This window comes from Lonsdalea populi, from assembly GCF_015999465.1.
Classification (GTDB): domain Bacteria; phylum Pseudomonadota; class Gammaproteobacteria; order Enterobacterales; family Enterobacteriaceae; genus Lonsdalea; species Lonsdalea populi.
Map to the genome: position 1 here is coordinate 2,539,445 of NZ_CP065534.1, position 18,129 is coordinate 2,557,573.

Annotated in this window: 18 protein-coding genes and 1 tRNA gene; 11 read left to right on the top strand and 8 right to left on the bottom strand. The window is 54.9% G+C overall.

The window, feature by feature from the left end:
• Positions 1 to 3: 3 nt before the first annotated feature.
• The 3 genes from mepA to prmB all read right to left on the bottom strand — a co-directional run bounded on the left by mepA (position 4) and on the right by prmB (position 2,930).
• Positions 4 to 834, bottom strand: coding sequence for a penicillin-insensitive murein endopeptidase (gene mepA, locus I6N93_RS11160; protein WP_085685155.1), 831 nt, complete (start codon positions 832 to 834; stop codon positions 4 to 6).
• Between the two features lie 7 nt (positions 835 to 841).
• Complete coding sequence (gene aroC / locus I6N93_RS11165; RefSeq protein WP_085685157.1) at positions 842 to 1,927, bottom strand: chorismate synthase; 1,086 nt, start codon at positions 1,925 to 1,927, stop codon at positions 842 to 844.
• 70 nt (positions 1,928 to 1,997) lie between these two features.
• Entirely contained in the window at positions 1,998 to 2,930 is a 933-nt protein-coding gene (gene prmB / locus I6N93_RS11170) for a 50S ribosomal protein L3 N(5)-glutamine methyltransferase (protein WP_085685160.1), read from the bottom strand.
• A gap of 161 nt (positions 2,931 to 3,091) precedes the next feature.
• On the opposite strand from prmB, the gene smrB reads away from it, so the two are divergent.
• The gene (smrB, locus tag I6N93_RS11175) at positions 3,092 to 3,631 is read left to right on the top strand and encodes an endonuclease SmrB (RefSeq protein WP_085685163.1); all 540 of its coding nucleotides are present in this window, start codon (positions 3,092 to 3,094) and stop codon (positions 3,629 to 3,631) included.
• Positions 3,632 to 3,865: 234 nt separating this feature from the next.
• On the opposite strand, the gene sixA is transcribed toward smrB, so the two are convergent.
• Together sixA and I6N93_RS11185 are read right to left on the bottom strand one after the other, a co-directional pair.
• Positions 3,866 to 4,357: a phosphohistidine phosphatase SixA gene (gene sixA / locus I6N93_RS11180; protein ID WP_085685166.1), complete on the bottom strand. Its 492-nt coding sequence runs from the start codon at positions 4,355 to 4,357 to the stop codon at positions 3,866 to 3,868.
• Between the two features lie 517 nt (positions 4,358 to 4,874).
• Complete coding sequence (locus I6N93_RS11185; RefSeq protein ID WP_085685168.1) at positions 4,875 to 5,171, bottom strand: YfcZ/YiiS family protein; 297 nt, start codon at positions 5,169 to 5,171, stop codon at positions 4,875 to 4,877.
• A 374-nt stretch (positions 5,172 to 5,545) separates the two neighbouring features.
• On the opposite strand from I6N93_RS11185, the gene fadL reads away from it, so the two are divergent.
• Complete coding sequence (gene fadL / locus I6N93_RS11190) at positions 5,546 to 6,862, top strand: long-chain fatty acid transporter FadL (protein WP_085685174.1); 1,317 nt, start codon at positions 5,546 to 5,548, stop codon at positions 6,860 to 6,862.
• A 117-nt stretch (positions 6,863 to 6,979) separates the two neighbouring features.
• On the opposite strand, the gene mqo is transcribed toward fadL, so the two are convergent.
• The gene (mqo, locus tag I6N93_RS11195; RefSeq protein WP_085685177.1) at positions 6,980 to 8,551 is read right to left on the bottom strand and encodes a malate dehydrogenase (quinone); all 1,572 of its coding nucleotides are present in this window, start codon (positions 8,549 to 8,551) and stop codon (positions 6,980 to 6,982) included.
• 362 nt (positions 8,552 to 8,913) lie between these two features.
• Positions 8,914 to 9,675: a phospholipid-binding lipoprotein MlaA gene (gene mlaA / locus I6N93_RS11200; RefSeq protein WP_085685180.1), complete on the bottom strand. Its 762-nt coding sequence runs from the start codon at positions 9,673 to 9,675 to the stop codon at positions 8,914 to 8,916.
• Positions 9,676 to 10,198: 523 nt separating this feature from the next.
• Between mlaA and I6N93_RS11205 the strand changes: the two genes are divergently transcribed.
• The 9 genes from I6N93_RS11205 (at position 10,199) to fepB (ending at position 16,701) form a co-directional block, all read left to right on the top strand.
• Entirely contained in the window at positions 10,199 to 11,101 is a 903-nt protein-coding gene (locus I6N93_RS11205) for a formate/nitrite transporter family protein (RefSeq protein ID WP_085685183.1), read from the top strand.
• Positions 11,102 to 11,178: 77 nt separating this feature from the next.
• A tRNA-Arg gene (locus tag I6N93_RS11210) sits at positions 11,179 to 11,253 on the top strand.
• Between the two features lie 382 nt (positions 11,254 to 11,635).
• Entirely contained in the window at positions 11,636 to 12,130 is a 495-nt protein-coding gene (tssD, locus tag I6N93_RS11215) for a type VI secretion system tube protein TssD (RefSeq protein ID WP_085685185.1), read from the top strand.
• 521 nt (positions 12,131 to 12,651) lie between these two features.
• The gene (gene grxB / locus I6N93_RS11220) at positions 12,652 to 13,287 is read left to right on the top strand and encodes a glutaredoxin 2 (RefSeq protein WP_085685188.1); all 636 of its coding nucleotides are present in this window, start codon (positions 12,652 to 12,654) and stop codon (positions 13,285 to 13,287) included.
• Between the two features lie 144 nt (positions 13,288 to 13,431).
• Positions 13,432 to 13,764, top strand: a complete 333-nt coding sequence (locus tag I6N93_RS17380; protein WP_309251397.1) for a LysR family transcriptional regulator — start codon at positions 13,432 to 13,434, stop codon at positions 13,762 to 13,764.
• Positions 13,740 to 14,339, top strand: coding sequence for a substrate binding domain-containing protein (locus I6N93_RS11225; RefSeq protein WP_309251400.1), 600 nt, complete (start codon positions 13,740 to 13,742; stop codon positions 14,337 to 14,339). The genes I6N93_RS17380 and I6N93_RS11225 overlap by 25 nt, the downstream gene beginning before the upstream one ends.
• 103 nt (positions 14,340 to 14,442) lie before the next feature.
• On the top strand, positions 14,443 to 14,856 hold the full coding sequence (locus tag I6N93_RS11230) for a DoxX family protein (protein WP_232100010.1): 414 nt from the start codon (positions 14,443 to 14,445) through the stop codon (positions 14,854 to 14,856).
• 105 nt (positions 14,857 to 14,961) lie between these two features.
• Positions 14,962 to 15,564, top strand: coding sequence for an alpha/beta hydrolase (locus I6N93_RS11235; protein WP_085685194.1), 603 nt, complete (start codon positions 14,962 to 14,964; stop codon positions 15,562 to 15,564).
• Positions 15,565 to 15,681: 117 nt separating this feature from the next.
• Positions 15,682 to 16,701: a Fe2+-enterobactin ABC transporter substrate-binding protein gene (fepB, locus tag I6N93_RS11240; protein ID WP_085685197.1), complete on the top strand. Its 1,020-nt coding sequence runs from the start codon at positions 15,682 to 15,684 to the stop codon at positions 16,699 to 16,701.
• 64 nt (positions 16,702 to 16,765) lie between these two features.
• Here fepB and entS read toward each other — a convergent pair whose 3' ends face one another.
• Positions 16,766 to 18,061, bottom strand: coding sequence for an enterobactin transporter EntS (gene entS / locus I6N93_RS11245; RefSeq protein WP_085685201.1), 1,296 nt, complete (start codon positions 18,059 to 18,061; stop codon positions 16,766 to 16,768).
• Positions 18,062 to 18,129 lie beyond the last annotated feature (68 nt).

Genomic DNA, 18,129 nt, shown 5'->3' on the forward strand with positions numbered 1-18,129 from the left:
GTTTTATTCCGCAGCAAAGTGTCGATTCAGCAACGCCTGACAGGGGGCGGGCAGCGGCGGAGGCGTGGTTTTCTGCGGCGCGACGGCGCCCGGTTTACGCGGCTGGAACCAGCTTTGCAGTTCAGCGCCGCAGCCATCGCCCGCCGGCGGCGGATCCTGATCCTGGCACTCAAGGCTATTCGCCGGGCAGCGCAGACGAACGTGCATATGAGCACGGTGCGCGAACCACGGTCGAACCTTGTGCAGCCAGCTGCGATCGCTACCGGCCTCCCGACACAGACGCTGCTTAATCGCCGGGTTGACGAAGATGCGCGTTACCGCGCTGTCCTGCGCCGCCGTTTTGATCAGCATCTGGGCATCATGGTTCCACAGGCGCGGATTGACGGCCTTGTCCCCGGGCAAGACCAGATCGACAGGTTGTGGATTTAGGAGTTGCTGCGTGCTCCAGCGCTGACGCGGCAGCTGCAGCCAGACGTCCACATCCAGACCGGACTGATGGCTGGCGTGTCCGCTGCTGAAACGACCGCCCGCCGGCATCCCCATGTCCCCGACCAGCACGATGCCGCCGTTCTGGCGATGTACGCTGGCGCTGAGGCGATGGATGAACGCCAGCAGATCCGGATGGCCGAAATAGCGACGCTGATCGACTCGCATCACCTGATAGTCGGCCGCTTGCAGCGGCAGTGATTGCGCGCCGACGATGCAGCCGTTGGCGAAGGAGCCAATCGCCTGCGGGCGTCCCGCGACCGGATGCGTGATCGCCTGCCAGGGCGTCGCCGCCCCGGCGGCGGCGCAGCACAGCAGCGCCATCAAACCTATCAAAGCTGTTTTCATATGCGTGTTACCAACGGGGAACGGAGGTGTTCACGTCCGCGCACTGCGCGCGCTGGCGTAATAAATGATCCATCAACACGATGGCCATCATCGCCTCGGCGATAGGCACGGCGCGGATACCGACGCAGGGATCGTGACGCCCGCGGGTGACCATTTCAGTCGCTTCGCCCGTACGGGTGATCGTCCGTCCCGGCACCATGATGCTGGACGTAGGCTTGAGCGCCAGATGTGCGACGACCGCCTGACCGCTGCTGATGCCTCCCAAAATGCCGCCCGCATGATTACTCTGGAAACCGTCCGGCGTGATCTCGTCGCGGTTTTCGCTGCCGCGCTTACCGACCACCGCGAAACCGTCGCCGATCTCGACGCCTTTGACGGCATTGATGCTCATTAACGCATGCGCCAGATCCGCATCCAGTCGGTCGAATACCGGCTCGCCCAGCCCGGCTGGCACCGATTCGGCCACTACCGTCACCCGTGCGCCGATGGAGTCGCCCTCTTTCTTCAGCGCGCGCATCAGCTCATCCAACGCGTCCAGCTTGGACGGGTCAGGGCAGAAGAACGGGTTCTGCTCCACCTGATCCCACGCTTTCAGTTCGCAGTGAACGTCCCCCATCTGCGTGAGACAGCCGCGAATATTCACGCCGTGCCGGAGCTGCAGGTATTTCTTGGCGATGGCGCCCGCAGCCACGCGCATGGCCGTTTCACGCGCGGAAGAACGACCGCCGCCGCGATAGTCGCGCTGACCGTATTTTTGCTCGTAGGTATAGTCGGCATGTCCGGGACGGAACAGATCTTTAATCGCGCTGTAGTCCTGTGAACGCTGATCGGTGTTTTCGATCAGCAGGCCGATGCTGGTGCCTGTCGTCACGCCGTCGAACACGCCGGACAATATGCGCACCTGATCCGGCTCACGGCGCTGGGTGGTATAGCGAGAGGTGCCAGGACGACGACGGTCCAGATCGTGCTGCAAATCAGCCTCAGTTAACGGAATGCCCGGCGGTACGCCGTCCACCACACAACCCAGGGCGATACCGTGGGACTCACCAAAGGTGGTGACGCGGAAAAACTGCCCAATACTATTTCCTGCCATCACGGCTCCTTTACATCATAAAATAAGAGATCGTCAGGCGGGCTATCCGCGCCTGCATCCTGTCAATATGTTAGTCGCGATACAGGCTGAAATGCGACTGGCATTCCAGTAGCTGCGCACGGGTCAGCATGAATACGCCATCGCCGCCGCGTTCGAATTCCAGCCAGGTAAATGGAATATCGGGATATTGGTCGATCAGATGCACCATGCTGTTGCCCACTTCGCAGATCAGCACGCCCTCTTCGCTGAGGTATTCGGTGGCTCGGGCCAAAATACGGCGTACCAGCTTCAGACCGTCGCTCCCAGCGGCCAGCCCCAGCTCAGGCTCGTGGCGGAACTCGTCCGGCAGGTCCGCCATATCTTCTTCATCGACGTAAGGCGGGTTGGTGACGATCAGATCGTAAGACGTGGTCGGCAGGTCGCGGAACAGATCTGAACGGATCGGCGTGACGCGGTGTTCCATGCCATGCCGTTCAATATTCAGCTCGGTCACCGACAGCACATCGCCGGAGATATCGACCGCGTCGACTTCCGCTTCCGGGAAAGCCTGCGCGCAGGCGATGGCAATACAGCCGCTGCCGGTACAGAGATCCAGAATGTGATGAGGTTCGTGGCTCAACAGAGGTTCGAAGCCGTTGTCAATCAGCTCGCCAATCGGCGAACGCGGTACTAATACGCGTTCATCGACGTAAAACTCCAGTCCGCAGAACCAGGCTTTGTGGGTGAGATAAGCGACGGGGATACGTTCGTTGATACGGCGGATCACGCGTTCCACAATGCGATGACGCTCGCCTGACGTCAGGCGAGCGCGGTACATGTCTTCGGGGATATCGAGGGGAAGATACAGACTCGGCAGCACCAGTTGCAGCGCCTCATCCCAAGCGTTGTCGGTGCCATGACCGTAATAGACCTGTGCGGCGTTAAACCGACTGACCGTCCAACGCAACATATCCTGAAGGGTATGCAGATCGTTGACCGCTTCATCGACGAAAATTTTGTCCAAGGTTGTCCTCCGCAGACATCTCTGAAAATCAAATTGCCGCCTAGTTTGCCATGAAGCCTGCGACAAATCAGCAGATATCACCGTCCTGCGGCCCTTCAAACCTTAGCGCAAGGCGCAACAAAAGGTACACTTAGAAAAAACCAAGACAGAGTACAGCGCTGATGAAAAACAAAGACAGGCTGGATGAGGAGGATCAGGCGATTTTTCGCGCGTCGGTCGCGGGCGCCAGACGCTTGACTCAGGATACCTATCGCTATCAACCACCGCGCCGCAAGCCCTCAGAAGTAACGCCGCGCAAAGCGATGCAGGAGCAGCGCGACGCCTGCTTTTATTTTTCGGATGAGTTTCAGCCGCTATTGGAGACCGATGGCCCGGTTCGTTACGTTCGCTCCGGCGCCAGCCACTATGAACTGAAAAAGCTGCGCAGAGGGGATTATCCGCCGGAGCTGTTTTTGGATTTGCATGGTCTGACCCAACAAGAAGCCAAGCAGGAGCTGGGCGCGCTGCTGGCCGCCTGCCGCCGGGAGCATGTCTACTGCGCCTGCGTCATGCACGGACATGGTAAACGTATTCTTAAACAGCAAACGCCGCTATGGCTTGCTCAGCATCCCGACGTATTGGCCTTCCATCAGGCCCCGCGCGAATTCGGCGGCGACGCCGCATTGCTCGTGCTGGTGACGCTGGATAGCAACGTTAGGTGACGTCCCCAACATATCGGCGGCAGGTTACCGTCCCCTGTTCCTAAACTTTCCCTTGCGCATCGCCCTGCGCGTCGCGGAGTGAAATCACGCGCGCGGTTTTTAGATAGAGGCCAACCCTTGTGTTGCCAACATATAGCTTATGGGAAAAACCATCAGGGAGAGTATGGGAGAAACGTCGGGCGGTGCCGGTGAGCCCTGCAGCAAGGCATACCGGCCGATAAGACTAGCGCGGACTTATTTGGCTTTGGCGGCTTTAGCGACAAGCTGGGCCGGGCTGACCTGCCACTGAAGCACTCCAGCGCCGGAAGCGTCGAACTGAACGTCAGCCACGGCCGAGGTGGCGAACATCGGGGCCGTTTCTTGCGGACACAGTGCCGCGACCAGGTAACCGACCAGCGGCAAATGCGAGATCACCAGCACAGCACCCACGCCCTGAGAAGCCAGCAGCTCCAGATAGTCACGCACCTGTTCGGCGCAGCCGCCCGGCGTGAGCTCCGTCAGACACTCATCCTTAACCGGCAGTTGCCATACATCCCTGACGGCCTGCAGCGTTTGCTGAGCGCGCAGAAACGGGCTGACCAGAACGCGATCGATGTCGATACCCTGGCCAGACAACCAGACGGCCATCTGACGAGATTCATCACATCCACGAGCACTGAGAGGACGAAGCGCATCACTGGCTGCGTCAGGTATCGCATCGCCGTGACGCATGATCAAAACTTGCATATTACACCGCTATATTGATGAAAGAGCTGTGTGCGTAACGAAGTGAAAGGCGGTGCCGACGCTCGTGCATCCGGCTGCGCCTGACCGACGAAAACACACGGTTTAGGAGCTGATTGCTGGCGTTTTAACCAGACCGAAGCGCATTTTTTTACTCTAATTGGCTGCCGATAGCAACCTAACAACCGCCTCCGGCATGCAATAAGCGAGTTTCTATGCAGAGAGAGCTGATGGTATTTACTGTTTTTCAGTCCGTTATCAACATTAACGTCAATCATCCACACAAAAACAAAACAACGTGTTGTTTTTGTGCTGACGTTAATCCGCATTTTGCCGCGCCATCAGACGTTGGCCCGCCTATTAAGATCGATACCTTTCAGCATAGTTCGGCACATGCTTTGCGGGGGATATTCTCGCAAGAGAATCCCCTTAAAAAATCAGCATAATCTTGGATCAGGGAACGACGCCGGGCGATCCGGCGATCGTTATTCGGCGGGAGGCTTCCTTCGAGATGAAAAGCTTAGCGCAGGCCCAACTGGAAAATCAGTGTTTCCGCCTGGCACGAGAAGGTGAAATCCATATTCATCTTCACACCGCCCTCTACATCGGCAAACGTGCTGTCGATAACGCAAGGATCCGATTCCACGGAACGCGCTTTGTCGGTCAACACCTTTTGCATAGCTTCCGCTTCGGCGCGGTCAGAAAACACACGGCTGTACGAGGCTGTGCAATCGGTATTGTCCATAATGGTACCGACATCGACACAGCAACAGGCGGCCGTTTCTTCAGCGTTGCATTTGTTTATTGGATTTGTCATTACAAGGCTCCTCTGCGGTCATACCCGGATGCCAGGTATGTTCCGTATCGTAAAAGGTCATTTCGGCTTTATTTTACCCGCCGTGACGCCGCAGCACTAGGACTTACTGAAGCTATGAATATTAACGACGCCTGACTTCTGCCGCCCCTCTCCTGCCATAATGCCGTCATCTTCCCTCGTCTGCGAAAATCCCTTAAGTATCGCCCCGTTATTTAACAAAATAAAAACAATTAAAGACCTAAATACTGACAATCGAATCTTTTTGTAACTGGTCTGATTTGTCATAAAGAGTAGCCAACCTACAATGCGCGTCCTTTTGTTACAGTTTCACGAAGTAACAGTGCTCAACAACAAAGAATAATGAGGTTTTGGTCATGCACCAGAAAGGCCTGCTGAGAAAAACATCGCTTGCTGTGGCTCTAGCGCTGTTATCCAGCCATGCACCCGCCGCAGGTTTCCAGCTTAATGAATACTCCTCGTCGGGCCTGGGACGAGCATTCTCAGGCGAAGGCGCCGTCGCCGATAACGCGACGTCCGGCAGCCGCAACCCCGCGACCATGGCCTTATTCGACCGCCCTGCGTTCTCTATCGGCGCCATTTATATCGACCCGGATGTTAACCTGCAGGGCAAAAACTCCCTGACGGGCCGCGGCGATACCGGCGCACATAATATCGCGCCAGCGCAGTGGGTGCCGAACCTGCACTACATTATGCCACTGAACGATCGTTGGTCCGTGGGCACATCCGCCGTGACTAACTATGGGCTGTCGACAGAGTTTCCCTCCGACTACGCCGCGGGCTCCATCGGCGGCACGACTAAGCTGATGACATCAAACCTTAACCTTAGCGCCGCTTATCGCCTGAACCAGCACTTCAGCCTCGGACTAGGCGTTGACGCAGTCTATGCGAAAGCAAAAATTGTGCGTACCGCCGGCGAATTGGCCTATATCCCCGTATCAAGAGGCGGTCTGGCGGGCGTGGTTAACGGCCCCTCTTCCGAGATTGCCCATCTGGAGGGCGAGGAGTGGGGTTATGGCTGGAATGCCGGTATTTTGTACGAAGTCGACGATAATAACCGCATCGGCTTGACCTATCGTTCCAAAGTCGACATCGACTTCAAGGGCGATTATAAAAACGACCTGCCCCGCGTTATCGCGACCAGCACTACAACGGGCACCGGCGGCCAGTACATTCCTGGCGCGCTGACGCTTTCGCTGCCGGAAATGTGGGAATTCTCCACCTATCATCGCGTCGCGCCGAAATGGGCGGTTCATTACAGCTTCACTTACACCAGTTGGAGCCAGTTCGAAGAGCTGAGAGCCACCGGCAGTAACAATCGACAGTTGTTCGAGAAGCAGGAACATTTCCGCGACGCGTCTCGTATGGCGCTCGGCACCACTTACTATTATGACGACACCTGGACTTTCCGTACCGGTATCGCGTTTGACGATAGCCCGGTACCGGCGGAGAACCGCTCTGTATCGATCCCCGACCAGGACCGTTTCTGGATTAGCGCCGGCACCACCTACGCATTCAACAAAGATGCCTCCGTCGATCTGGGTATCTCTTACATGCATGGTAAAACCGTGACCATCAATGAAAAAGTGGCCGACAACTCGCCGGCGACCTATAGCTTCACCTCAAAAGGCACCGCTTGGCTGTACGGCATCAACCTGAACTATCGCTTCTGATAAGTTTACCCCGCGCCTGGGTTTTTCAGCGCGCGGAGACACGTTATGAACGTTCGTCTTCGAGACGATTAAAAAAGGCCGCTTACGCGGCCTTAATTTATTGAAACAGAATCGGAGTTACTCCGGTTTCACTTCCATATAGTTAAGTTTCAGGGTGCTGCTGGTGTAGCGACGGATCTTATTGGTCAGCTCAATATCGCCATCCAGTTTTTCACCGTAGGAAGGAATGATTTCCTTCAGCTTAGCCTGCCATTCCGGCGTCGTGATTTGGGTTTTAAAGACCTTCTTCAGCACGTCCAGCATAATCGGAGCAGCGGTAGAAGCGCCCGGAGATGCGCCCAACAGTGCAGCGATGGTGCCGTCCTGAGAGCTGACGATTTCGGTCCCCAGTTTCAGAACGCCGCCTTTATCTGCATCTTTCTTGATAACCTGTACACGCTGACCGGCAACGCTCAGCTTCCAATCTTCTTTCTTCGCGTTGGGGAAGTATTCCTGCAATGCAGCGAAGCGATCGTCGTCGTTCATCATCACCTGGCTGATCAGGTATTTCACCAGATCGAAGTTATCCAAACCGACATGCACCATTGGCACGAAGTTTGAGGTGCTGACTGATGCGAACAAGTCCCACAGCGAACCATTTTTCAGGAATTTGCTGGAGAAGGTCGCGAACGGCCCAAACAACAAGACTTGTTTCCCGTTGAAGATACGGGTGTCCAGATGGGGAACGGACATCGGCGGAGCCCCCACGGACGCTTTACCGTAGACCTTCGCCATGTGACGTTTCACGACATCAGGATTGTCCATCACCAGAAACTCGCCGCCGACCGGGAAGCCGCCGTAGTTATCCGCTTCAGGAATACCGGATTTCTGCAGCAGTTGCAGCGCCGCACCGCCTGCGCCGATGAAGACAAATTTCGTTTTGATCACGCTTTCTTTGCCATCATTCTTCAGATCGGCAACCACCACGTTCCAGGTGTTATCACTGTTACGTTTCAGGTCGCGAACTTCATGATTAAGCTGCAAAGAGAAGTTCGGGTTCTGCTTCATGGAGTCAACCAACTGGCGAGTCACTTCGCCATAATTGACGTCGGTACCAATCGGCATACGGGTTGCCGCGACTTTCTGATTCGGATCGCGGCCTTCCATCACCAGCGGCGCCCACTGTTTAATAGTGTTGACATCGTTGGTGAATTCCATACCGCGGAAGAGCGTACTGTGCTGCAGCGCGTTGTAGCGTTTGTGCAGGAAGTCGACATTGTCGTCGCCCCAGACAAAGCTAATGTGGGGAACGCTATTGATAAAAGAGGTAGGATCCTTCATCACGTTATTTTTAACCTGATAGGACCAGAACTGGCGAGAGATTTCAAATGCTTCGCTTATTTCAACGGCTTTGACGATTTCGATCGAGCCATCGGGTTTTTCCGGGGTATAGTTCAACTCCATAAAAGCAGAGTGCCCGGTACCCGCATTATTCCAGCCGTTTGAACTTTCCTGGGCAACGTTATCCATACGCTCGACCATGTTAATGGTCCAGTTGGGCTCCAGCTCTTGCAGGTAGGTACCCAATGTTGCACTCATAACGCCGCCGCCGATCAGTACTACATCCACGGTTTTATCCTCTTCTGCCACAGCAGATTGCGTTACTCCCATGATCCCTAAACAGAGGACCGAAATGAGTAGTTTTTTCATGCTTTACATCTCTTAATGTGAATTGTTATCCCTGCAGGTGAAACAAAGTCATCCCATCCCGACGAGCAAGATAGCGGTACAGAAGTGGTGAAAGAGCAATAAGACTGCTTTTGGTCAGAATACGCTAGCTCAAAACGAGCCTGTCTGCCCTTCAGAGCTGCTGAAACGTCACTCTCACAATCAGGGTAGCATTATTGTTACATGGCTGATGAAAATAAATTTATGTAATTAAATAAACATTCAACAGACCGGTAACTTCTCACAAACAAACTTCTATGTGAAGATCTAAAAGACAAGCCATAAAAAAACAGCAAAAAGGGACGCCCGAAGGCGCCGAAAAAATGTCGGTGCGAGGCGTGTATTTATTGCGCATCGATTTCCTGAAGACTGCCTTCAATTTCTTTGGCATTCGGGTTCACCGGCGGCGGCGCGGCACCACCGCTAGCCAGGAAATCATGCCGCTGGAAATAGGCCTCACGCACCATCAGATAAGGATCGGATGAGTTCTTCAACAGAGCGTCGGAATCCAACAGCTGAGCGCGCGTCTCCAGCCCTTCAATCATCCATTTACCTGCGGACATCCAGAATGTCAGGTAGCTCAGCGGAGGATAGAGCGTATCAACCACATTCCCGCCGTCTTCTCGCAGCGTCGCGCTGCCGTATCCCGGCAACACCACGTAGGGACCGTAGGCCACATCGTAATGCCCCAACGTGCTTCCAAAGCGACGAGGCTCCTCTTTTTTCGCGAGCTTGGGGTTAGCCATGGTCGCGACGTCAATCAGACCGCCCATCCCGACGATAGTATTAAGGAAGAAACGGTTAAAATGGATCATTGCTTCATACGGCTTGCCTTCGGCGAAATAGTTCACCATCGCGGCCGGTTCCGACAGGTTGTCGAAAAAGTTCGTCAACCCGTTACGGGCGGGGTGCGGGACGTAATCACGCCAGACAACAGCGGCGGGGCGCACCAGATAGGGGTCCAACAGATAATAGTTAAAGCTGAACATGCTTCGGTTGAAACCTTCCAGAGGATCTGAACGCCCCTGCTGCGTGGTATCTCTGGAACTGGCGCACGCAACGAGCAACAGACTTGCTAAAACCACTCCCCCGAGGCGGAAATTCATAACCATTCTCCCTGCTTAATTTTGTATGCTCTTATAAAGAAGCATCGTTTACCGACTGAGGCGGAAACGTCATGCCGCATTTAGTGTATCACCATACGATAAATTCATGCCCGCTGCGTTAACCGGCAACAGCGTGCCGATGTACGTTTTCATCCCAGAGAGAGACTGTTGGCTTCGACCGTTTCAGTTCCAGCATGGATGAATACAGCGATATGGCCTGAAACCATCAGTAAAGCCGTCAAAGTCACAGCGGGAAGCGGTCTGTCTCAACGCCATCACCATAAAATCATTTAAGACGCAAAAGCTGACACCCTTCTCCACCCTCCAGAGTCATTAACGCGGACGGCGGCCAGCCCGATTTTGCCCAAACGTGGCCTGAGCGATGCGACGCTGCGTCATGACGGGGTCAGCTCATGGTCGAACTGCATCATGTCTATCTTTCTGAAAAAAAATCGCTGCGATGAAGACTGACTATGCTTATAGGTCAGTTCCCGCCTACACGATGCTAACGGAAAAATCAGTGATGAATGATCCTCGTTCAACAAATAGTCGAAGCGTAGAAAGTGACGAAAGCGGCCAGGGACAAAATATCGTTGTGGATGAAGATTCCCTGCCCTCCCCGGCCGCAGCTATCCATGAGCGTATCCGGCAGGAAGGTCAAAAAGAGCTGGTGAGGGATGGCAGAGCGCTTTTGTGGTCCGCCATCGCCGCCGGGCTTTCGATGGGGACATCGCTCATCGCCATGGGACTGCTTCACGCCGAGCTGAAAGGCGTGACCGGAGCGCACCTGTTGGAGAGTTTCGGGTACACGTTGGGCTTTATCATCGTCATCATGGCGCGCCAGCAGCTGTTCACGGAAAACACCGTCACGGCCGTACTGCCGATTATGCATCAGCCCAGCGTACATAACTTTCGCCTGCTATTACGCCTGTGGGGGATTGTCCTGTTCGGGAATCTCATCGGTACCGCATTGGCCGCGCTGGGTTATACGGCACTGCCCGTATTCAGCGCAGAGGTTCGCCATGCGTTCTCTGATATCGCCCTGCACGTAATGGAGAATCCGCCGGAAGAGATGTTCGCAAACGCCATGGTCTCCGGCTGGATCATCGCCACAATGGTGTGGATGCTGCCGAACGCCGGTAACGCAAAAATTCTAGTAATTATCATCATGACCTGGCTTATCTCCGCCAGTAACCTGACGCATATTGTCGCGGGCGCGACTGAGATTTTTTATTTGGTCTTCAATCAGCAACTGTCGTGGCAGGCTTTCATCTGGCCTTTCGCTCTGCCGACGTTGGCGGGCAACATTATCGGCGGAACCTTTGTTTTCGCGCTGATCAGCCATGCCCAAATCCGCAGCGACCTGCCGGACAAGGACAAAAAAGCCGTCAGACTTAACGATGAAAAGGACGACCGATCGCGTTGAAGTGGTGGAGGAATGAGCAAACGCACCGCCAAGTGCTTATGGACGCGATTAAATTGAGTATAATGCCCGCCAGCCGTGTCCCCATAGTTAAATGGATATAACGAGCCCCTCCTAAGGGCTAGTTGTAGGTTCGATTCCTGCTGGGGACGCCATCACGACGCGAATCTAAAAGAACATTCCAGCCTCAAACCCCCTACTTACAAGCACCCACTAGTGAACCGAAGTGAATTGACTGTAACGCTTTTTTGTGGGCATAGATCCTCAATATCAACCACAATGACATAACGTTGGTCGGTATTGACATAAAAGCGGTCAACCTATTGATCTTTAAGCAAGTCCTTTAGCTATAAGACGATGCAGTCACTATCGGGACAAAAATAAAATTCTACATAGCCAAATTTTTATTTATAGATTGTCATTATTTTATATTTCTTATTGACTACACATATAGATAGCGTAGATATTAATCATTCAAAAGAATAAAATGATTTCTTATGTTTAACTATATTTTTCAGGATGGTCCAAGGAGTGACTATGTCTAACATGATATATTTAAAGTTAACAGGGGAAAAACAAGGATTAATATCTGAAGGTTGTTCAAACATAAACTCTAACGGGAACCGGCTTTACCTTTCCCATGACAATGAAATATTCATCTGCAAACTGATAAATACATTATCACTGGAGAAAGATGATCCCTTTCGGCATATCGACATAATAAAGCCTATCGATAAATCCACGCCGCTTTTAGTCAATGCATTGAATGGAAAAGAGCGGCTACTCTGTGAGTTTTTATTTTACCGAACGGCTGAATACGGTAGGAATGAGCTGTATTTCAAATTAACTTTAGAGAACGCAATCCTAACCGATATTCGCTTTTCATACCCTAACTCTATGTTAAATATGGATTATCATCCGCAAGAGAGCGTATCGTTCGCCTACTCATCGGCCACCCTCGAGCATGTGAAAGGACAAACACGCTCACTGCCGATGAGAAATGAAATAGTACAGCAAAGTGATTATATTTAGAAAAATAATATACAGCCAGAGACGTAAATGGATCGGGCCATCATTGACTTTCATTTTTATTTTACATCTTTAGTAGTAATAAAAAACAATGACTTAATTGTATAAATGACGTGCAAATTAATTTACGCGTTAGTTAAGATTCAAATAAATCCATCAGGTCAAAACATGAGTAACGAGTCGATAAGACCTCATATCACGGCGTCTGTTCTTTAAGATAAAACTGATATTTGTCTGAATTGAATATGACGGTGTTTTATTTATTATCGATCCACAGGGCGAAACATATCACTGGAAAAATACAAACTTATAAATATATTTAGGGAGTCACTAAGCAGAAACTACGTGCACTAATATCGCGTACTAACGAATGGATACCGTACCGACGGTCCAAAGGTTCATCCCAATATCCCCTTTACGGTTGCCGATAGACTGCATTATCTTAGCCATCGAATTATATGGCGACGCGGTGGTCGAAAGAACCAGTTGCAGAACCGTTCTTCTAATCAGTAAGGTGCTAATCAATGAAACTTTTCATCTATGAACACTGCCCGTTTTGCGTTAAAGCCAGAATGATTTTCGGTCTGAAGGCAATTCCTCATGAGCTGTCTGTCATTATGGAGGGCGATGCCGATACGCCGACCCGCATGGTCGGGCGTAAGGTTGTGCCTATACTGCAAAAAGAGGATGGCAGCTACATGCCGGAAAGCATGGATATCGTGCATTATGTCGATGCGCTCAAAGCGCCGCTAATCGTCGACAAACCGGTGGAGCAAACTTTCGAGGCCTGGAGTAAAGCGGCCTCGGGTACGGTGTTCAAACTGGCAGTGCCTCGTTTTACCAAGGCGGACTTCAAAGAGCTGGCGACGCCCGAAGCGCGTGAAGCCTACCGAGTCCGTGAAGAAAAAGCTTTTGGCGATCTGGAAGCGCTGACGGCGCAGACGCCAGAGCTGATCGCCAAGGTCGAGCAGCAGCTAGCTGAGCTGGAACCCTTGCTGGCACAGCCTACGGCTATTTCCACCAGCGACTTCGTCCTGTTCCCGGTCCTGCGCTCTCTGACCATCGTCAAGGGCATTCAGTTCGGCCCAAACGTTGCCGCCTACCTCAAGCGCGTCGCCGACGCCACGCAGGTCGACCTGCTGACCGCGAAAGCGCTGTAAGCGCCGCGACCTCACCCGAGCCGCAACCACCGTCGGTGAGGTCACTGCGAATCTCAATTTCCAAGACCGCGCCGGCCCCAATCAGACGCTGCGGCCATTGTGCTGCAGTAAACGCCACTGCCGGACACAGAGCGAAGATTCAAGATGGAACGTTTGGAATGCGATCGCATGTTTGTGGCGATTTACGAGCTGGGGAGTTTTTCCCGGGCCGCTGAGCGGCTGGAAACCAGTGCGGCTCAGGCATCAAGGCTGATGACCCGACTGGAATCCTATCTCGGGGTTCAACTGTTCAAGCGCACTACGCGTGCGCTGTCGCCCACCGACGTTGGCAAGGTTTATTACGAGCGTATCCGCCACCTCTTGGAAGAGCTCGATATGCTGGACGTCTCCATCCGCGACGAGGCCGCCGCCCCTCTGGCCGCCTGCGTCTTTCCGCCCCGATCACCTTCGGTATCGCCCAACTCTCTCTGTTACTGACCGACTTCGCCCGGCGCTATCCCGAGATTCAGTTGGACGTCAATTTCGCCGATCGTTTGGTGCATCTGGTGGACGAAGGCTACGATCTGGCCGTCCGTATCGGTAAACTCTCCGACAGCAGTATGATGGCGCGTAAGCTCTGCGATTCCCACATCATCTGCGTCGCGTCCCCGGAATATCTGGCGCAACACGGTACGCCAGACACCCCGGAAGCCCTGTTAAATCACCGCTGCATCGTGGATACCAATTTTCAGGATCCGTACAGTTGGACCTTCAGCGTCGCGGGGGTTATCAAAGCCGTCGCCATCCCCGGGAAGCTGTATTTTTCTAATGCGGAAGCATGCCTGACGGCCGCCAAACAAGGGCTGGGCATCACCCGCGTCCCCAGCTTTGTCGCGGGCAACAGCCTGCGCAACGGAGAAGTCGTGCCGCTGCTGCAAGCGTTGGAAACGCCTCCAATGGGGATCTACGTCGTCTACCCCGCCGCCCGAGCGCTGCCCGCCAAAGTCCGCGCTCTGGTCAATTTTCTGGTCGAACGTTATGAGAGCGCACCGCCGTGGGATCAGGGGTGGTGACCATTATTGCCGAAAACGTAATAATTATTCGCAGTTTGCCTACTTAACGTCTGGGATGGAAACAGTATAGTGATGCCACACAATGCTAAATCGAAGGGTATTCATGATGATTGATAATAAAACGGCCCCCTATGCCGCACTTCTGCTGCGTGTCGCGCTCAGCATCCTGTTCTTCGCTCACGTAAGCCTGAAAATATTCGTATTCACCCCGGCGGGAACGGCCCAGTTCTTCGCCTCGTTGGGTCTGCCCGGCTGGCTGGCCTACGTCACCATCGCGTGGGAACTGTTCACCGCCGTTACGCTGCTGCTGGGAGTTTGGTGCCGGGGCACCGCGCTGGCATCCATCTTGATCCTGCTTGGCGCTATCTTCACCGTGCACGGTCCAGCAGACTTCTTCTTCAATAACCCGAACGGCGGTTGGGAATTCCCTGCGCTGTGGATCGTCGGCCTGATCGCGCTGGCATTAGTCGGCGACGGGCCTTATGCCCTGAAACCGACGAGATCGCGTCAAGCCTGATCCCGCTTCATCCGGGGCCTGTGCCTGACGCCAGCCCCGGTGCTATTCTCTCTCTTGCCGCTGCGGCGCACTGCCGTAGCCGATTTATCTACAGCGAGGGACCGTATGGATAATTCACCGATCATTTTTTTGCACGGCATCGGCGGCTATGGCCGCTATTTCGCTTCCGTGGCCAAGCGTTGGCAACAACAGTGGCCGTCCACGCATTTCGCCCTTCCCAATGGCCCTTTTCCCTTCACGCAAGGCGAGGGCTTTCAATGGTTTGATATCGACGACGATACTCCCGCCTTACGCAACGCCCGCATCGTCGCCGCACGTGCCACGTTCGATGCCATTATTCAGCAAGCGATAGACCGATACCAGATGACTGAACACCCGGAACGGGTCGCGCTGGTCGGGTTTTCTCAGGGCGCAATCATGGCGCTGGATACACTGGCGTCGGACCGCTGCCCCTATGGCGCAATCGTCTCCTTCTCGGGCTATCTGCCTGTGTTTACCGATGCCCGCATTGCGCGCCGAATACCGGTCGCGCTGATACACGGCATGGCGGACGACAAACTGCCCTGGCAGCATAGCCAGCAGATGGAACGTGTATTGACGCAGGCCGGAGTTGACTGCGAACTGCATTTGCTGCCGAACGTCGATCACCGAGTCTCCGTTACGGGCACCAACCTCGCCGGCGACTTCCTCGCCCGCGTCATGCGTTGATCGCTCTCCGGCGACGCCTCGCCGGGGATTTCGAGTTGTACCTCAGCGTGGTTATCGTTTACTCTCCTTCCCGAATCCGAGCACTACCTTGTCCGAATCAGGAGGAGTCTGACGGCTATGCAAGGCTACGCCTATTCCCAATTTCCCCGGCTGTGCGCACTGATGTTCAGCGCCCTGCTCACACTCATCAGCGGCTGCGACAATCAGAACAGCGACAGTCCCACGCCCCCTTCTTCCGCCGACGCCCACGACGGCTGGCCGCGAACGGTCCAAACGTTAAAAGGCCCGCTGACGCTGCAACATCCGCCGCAGCGCATCGTGTCCACCAGCGTCACCATTACCGGTACGCTGTTGGCGATTAATGCGCAGGTGATCGGTTCCGGCGCCACCAGCCGTAACTCTACGGTGTCCGACGATCAGGGCTTTTTTATCCAGTGGGGACAAGAAGCCAGAGCGCGCAATGTTAAGCCGCTGTACATCACCGAGCCTAACGCGGAAGCCATTGCCGCCGCGTCACCGGATCTGATCGTTATTGCCGCCACCGGCGGCGACTCCGCGTTGAAACTCTATGACCAGCTTTCCGCCATCGCCCCAACGCTGGTGATCGACTACGGCGATAAGAGCTGGCAGCAGTTGGCCGAACAGTTGGGTGTAGCGACGGGCCGCGAAAAAGAGGCCCATGACGTCGTCGACCGCTTTGAACAGCGCGTACAGGCGATCAAACAGGCGATTTCGCTGCCGCCGCAGCCGGTTTCAGCGCTGGTGTATTACGAAGACGGACGGGGGGTGAATATCTGGACCCGCGCTTCCGCGCAAGGCCAGCTCCTGTCGGAGTTAGGCTTTCAGCTGGCCGATCTGCCGCCTGGCCTGCCGACCGAAACCAGTCAGGGTAAACGGCGGGACATCGTACAAATCTCGGGAGAGAACATGGCGGACAGTCTGAACGGCAAATCTTTGCTGCTGTTTTCCGCCGATGAAAAAACGGTCGGCAATCTGATGAATAATCCGTTCCTGAGCCACATCGAGCCTGTTGTGCAACAGCATGTGTGGGCGATGGGGCCGGACACGTTCCGGCTCGATTATTACAGCGCTAACAATATGCTGAACAATATCGAGCATTTTTTCTGCAAGCCTTAATCCTTCATGTCCCCGATTCGGCCGCGTCTCTGCGGCCTGCGTCCACGCTTCTGTCCATCGTCGCCTAAGCGTGGCGCGAGGAGGATCGCTCCGCCTCATCCGGCCCTTCGCCAACCGGTTCTTCCTCATTAACCTGCCCGAACGTACATCGGCGCAAAGGCCGAACCAGCAACATCAGCCCAAGTCCCAGTATCGCCGCCGCGCCGCCGAAAGACATAAGGCTTAGCGCCGGCGTCATAAGCCGGGTCATCGCCCCCAGACCCAGCGCGCCGATCGAATCGCCGGTCACGTCCTGCGCCGACCCCAGACTATTCACGCGTCCCAGCAGCCTGTCCGGCGTATGCGTCTGAATCAAAGTGAACTGCAGCAGGGAGGCAATGGCGTTGAGATAGCCGTAACAAACCAGCGCCGCCAGCGCCACGGCGAAATAGCCCGCCGCGCCCAGCAGCGCCACAGACAGGAACGCGCCCATCGTACAGACTAACAGCACCATCCCCGGCCGACTTACGCCGGAAACCCAGCCGCTGGTAAACGCGCCCAGCATCGCCCCCAGCGGCACCGCGGAGTACATTAGGCCGATGGCTGAGGGGCCGGCGTGATAAACATCGTTCGCCAACCCAGGAAACAAGACCCGCATCGCGCCGATCATGCTGACCAGCAGACCGAGCACCACCACCCAGCCGACCACCGGGTGCGAACAGACGAATTTTACGCCGCCCGCCAGCGAACGCAGCGGATGCTCCGGCTCGCAGGCCTCCGGCTGAAGAGACGGCAACCGCATGAGCGGGATCAAGGTGCCCAGAGTGCCGATAGCCGCCACGGCGAAACTCCAGCCGACGCCGCCCGCCACGATAATGACCCCGCCCAGCGCCGGCGACAGGATAGCCCCCAGTCGTACCGTCAACATACTCAGCGCACCGGCGGCCGGAAGATTCTCCCGCCCCACCAGCAGCGGGATCACCGCCATCAGCGCCGTCATGCCTAAGGCGCCGAAGAACCCATCCCAGGCGGCCAGCACGTACAGCGCCACGAGAGACGGCGAGCTGGAAAAAGCATTGAGGCTGAGCGCGACAAAACCCAGTCCGCAGGTGCCGCGCGCGAACAGGATGAGTTTGCGCCGGTCGAAACGGTCCGCCAGCACGCCGCCGCACATCAGGCCGATAAACATCCCCACGCCGTCGAGCGCCACCGCCACCCCGACTTGCAGGGTGGAACCGGTCATCGACTGGATTTGAATGGGCACGCCCACCGCCAGCATACCCAACGAGAACACGGACAACATTCTTGCGACGAAAATCGCACGAAAATGGGCATTATTTTTAAGCAAACTGAAGTCAAGCAAGACGGAGGTTCTAGCCATAATATTCCATAAAATAAAGGTGATACCGCCCGTTCAGCGGGGGGGCTGAATGGCGTCAACACGCGGTC

Excerpts from the sequence above, each read along its gene's own strand:
- mepA (WP_085685155.1), bottom strand. The coding sequence starts at position 834 with ATGAAAACAGCTTTGATAGGTTTGATGGCGCTGCTGTGCTGCGCCGCC.
- aroC (WP_085685157.1), bottom strand. The coding sequence starts at position 1,927 with ATGGCAGGAAATAGTATTGGGCAGTTTTTCCGCGTCACCACCTTTGGT.
- smrB (WP_085685163.1), top strand. The coding sequence starts at position 3,092 with ATGAAAAACAAAGACAGGCTGGATGAGGAGGATCAGGCGATTTTTCGC.
- sixA (WP_085685166.1), bottom strand. The coding sequence starts at position 4,357 with ATGCAAGTTTTGATCATGCGTCACGGCGATGCGATACCTGACGCAGCC.
- I6N93_RS11185 (WP_085685168.1), bottom strand. The coding sequence starts at position 5,171 with ATGACAAATCCAATAAACAAATGCAACGCTGAAGAAACGGCCGCCTGT.
- fadL (WP_085685174.1), top strand. The coding sequence starts at position 5,546 with ATGCACCAGAAAGGCCTGCTGAGAAAAACATCGCTTGCTGTGGCTCTA.
- mqo (WP_085685177.1), bottom strand. The coding sequence starts at position 8,551 with ATGAAAAAACTACTCATTTCGGTCCTCTGTTTAGGGATCATGGGAGTA.
- mlaA (WP_085685180.1), bottom strand. The coding sequence starts at position 9,675 with ATGAATTTCCGCCTCGGGGGAGTGGTTTTAGCAAGTCTGTTGCTCGTT.
- I6N93_RS11205 (WP_085685183.1), top strand. The coding sequence starts at position 10,199 with ATGAATGATCCTCGTTCAACAAATAGTCGAAGCGTAGAAAGTGACGAA.
- tssD (WP_085685185.1), top strand. The coding sequence starts at position 11,636 with ATGTCTAACATGATATATTTAAAGTTAACAGGGGAAAAACAAGGATTA.
- grxB (WP_085685188.1), top strand. The coding sequence starts at position 12,652 with ATGAAACTTTTCATCTATGAACACTGCCCGTTTTGCGTTAAAGCCAGA.
- I6N93_RS17380 (WP_309251397.1), top strand. The coding sequence starts at position 13,432 with ATGGAACGTTTGGAATGCGATCGCATGTTTGTGGCGATTTACGAGCTG.
- I6N93_RS11230 (WP_232100010.1), top strand. The coding sequence starts at position 14,443 with ATGATGATTGATAATAAAACGGCCCCCTATGCCGCACTTCTGCTGCGT.
- I6N93_RS11235 (WP_085685194.1), top strand. The coding sequence starts at position 14,962 with ATGGATAATTCACCGATCATTTTTTTGCACGGCATCGGCGGCTATGGC.
- fepB (WP_085685197.1), top strand. The coding sequence starts at position 15,682 with ATGCAAGGCTACGCCTATTCCCAATTTCCCCGGCTGTGCGCACTGATG.
- entS (WP_085685201.1), bottom strand. The coding sequence starts at position 18,061 with ATGGCTAGAACCTCCGTCTTGCTTGACTTCAGTTTGCTTAAAAATAAT.